Annotated in this window: 3 protein-coding genes; all 3 read left to right on the plus strand. The window is 62.6% G+C overall.

Annotated features, from left to right (window positions below):
* The first annotated feature begins 71 nt into the window (after positions 1 to 71).
* Positions 72 to 920, plus strand: coding sequence for a Pnap_2097 family protein (locus AC1D00_RS38400; RefSeq protein WP_477014264.1), 849 nt, complete (start codon positions 72 to 74; stop codon positions 918 to 920).
* Complete coding sequence (locus AC1D00_RS38405; protein ID WP_477014265.1) at positions 913 to 1,521, plus strand: acetyltransferase; 609 nt, start codon at positions 913 to 915, stop codon at positions 1,519 to 1,521. The genes AC1D00_RS38400 and AC1D00_RS38405 overlap by 8 nt, the downstream gene beginning before the upstream one ends.
* Positions 1,522 to 1,609: 88 nt before the next feature.
* Positions 1,610 to 2,052, plus strand: a 443-nt coding sequence (locus tag AC1D00_RS38410; protein ID WP_477014266.1) for a class I SAM-dependent methyltransferase, incomplete at its 3' end; no start/stop codon positions are given.

A 2,052-nucleotide genomic window follows, 5' to 3' on the forward strand; every position in this document is an offset into this window, starting at 1 on the left:
TTCTGCGAGGGCGGATCGAGGCCGCGCTCGGACGACCCGTCACTGACGCGGCGTGGGGACGCGTCGAGACCTTGAACGGCATCCTGGCCCTTTCGTCGGTGCAGGAGCCTGCAAGCGTCTCCACGGCGGCGGCCATGGAGCGACGCAGCTTGCTCGTGAACATGCCGCAGATGGCCATGGGCGGGCTGTCGGAGTCCTGGCTTCTGAAGGAGCTCGGCGACATGCACTGGGCCATGATCACCTCGGGCCTCGACAGCCCGAGCTCGGCTTTGAAGGACGGCGCGGGCAATCGCCTATACGCCACGTTCACGCGAATTGGCTATTCGTTGCGCAAGCAGCTCAGCGCGATTGGCGAGGACACCCGCCTCGATCTCACGGGGACGATTTCCCGGTTCGGAGCCGGCACTTTCATCTCGGATATCGCGTTGCGCCACGACCTTGCTCCGGGAGAAGCGCGCCTCATGTCGAATTTTTCCCGGCGTGGCGAAGCGAACAACACCTCGCTCTTGAAGGGACAGCCGACGATTCCGCCAAATTGTCCGATTCCTGAAATTCCGCTGCCGGGCTTCGTGTCGGAATACCGTGATCTGAGGGCAAGGACGCTGGCAGCGTCACTGTTCGAGACAGAATACGACATCATCCCTTTTCACGACGTCAATGGTGTCGGGCTGCTTTACTTCGCGTCCTATCCTATTATCAGCGACATCTGCGCGCTRCGATATTCCCCCGAGTTCTCCGAGCAGAGCACCGTTTCGCGCGACATCTACTACTTTGCCAATGCGGACATTAAGGACCGTATCGTGTTCCGTATTCACAAATGGGAACAGTCGGAAGCCTTGCTCGCTACCGAGATCTCCCTGTCGCGCAAGAGCGATGGTGTCGTGATGGCCTACATGATGACGAAGAAATCCCATGGCTAAGGCATATATCTTCGGTGCAGGTGGCCATGCGCGCGTGATCGCCTCGTTCCTCGATGTTGCGCCCGTCTTTGTCGTTCAGAGCCTGGAGGGCCAGGCGGCGTTGCCGGGAAGCATGATGTCCGAGGACGACTATTTCCGTGAGCTCCCGCTCGGGGATGCCTACCTCGGAATAGGAGCCAACGCGGYGCGCGATCTCTGTGCATCGCGCTTGCGGGCAGCCAAGGTGAATATGCCGCCGTGCATCGCTCCGACGGCCTTTGTCGCGAGGGATGCCGAAATCGAGAGCGGCGCCGTGATTGGGGCTGGTGCTGTCATCGGCTCCAGAGCCCTGATCGGGCGCGACACGATCGTCAACACCCTTTCCAGCGTCGACCACGATTGTGTTCTCGGTGCGCTGTCCCAGGTGACGGCCGGCGTGACGTTCGGCGGCGGGGTCAGAGTAGGCGTCAATTGCTTCTTTGGCATCAAGAGCGGCGTCGTTCCGAACAGGACCATCGGCGACAATGTTCAGGTCATGGCTGGCAGCCTGATCAGTGCCGATGTCGAGCCGAATGTCGTGATGGGCGGAAATCCGGCGCGGCTCGTCAAGCGCATCGCTTGAGGCCCCGCGATCGGGACGGGCCCCGGCTTGCGGAATATGGAATATTACGAAACGCAAACGGCGCGCGAGTGCGTGCGATGAGGTTCCGATGCAACAGCCCAGCGGTGACGCGCAGAACGCCGACCAGATCGCCTATTGGAACGGACCGAGCGGGCAGCGCTGGGCCGACCGCCATGCGGCGCAGGAGCGGCTACTCGGGCCGATCGCCGATGTCCTGATCGCACGGGCCAAGCCGAAGCCGGGCGAGCGCGTCATCGACGTCGGCTGCGGCTCGGGTGCTACGACGGTCGCGTTTGCAAAGGAGGTGGCGCCGAACGGGTTTGCGCTCGGGCTCGACGTCTCCGATCCGATGCTGTCGCAGGCACGTGCGCTGGCGCCGAATGGCCTGCCGCTCGAGTTCGTGCTGGCGGATGCGACGGTCCATCCGTTCGAGCCGGCGAGCTTTGATCTGCTCGCATCGCGGTTCGGCGTGATGTTCTTCGCCGATCCCATCGCGTCCTTCACCAACCTTCGCCGTGCGCTGAAGCCGTC

The sequence above is a fragment of the Bradyrhizobium sp. P2_E8 genome (assembly GCF_056403875.1).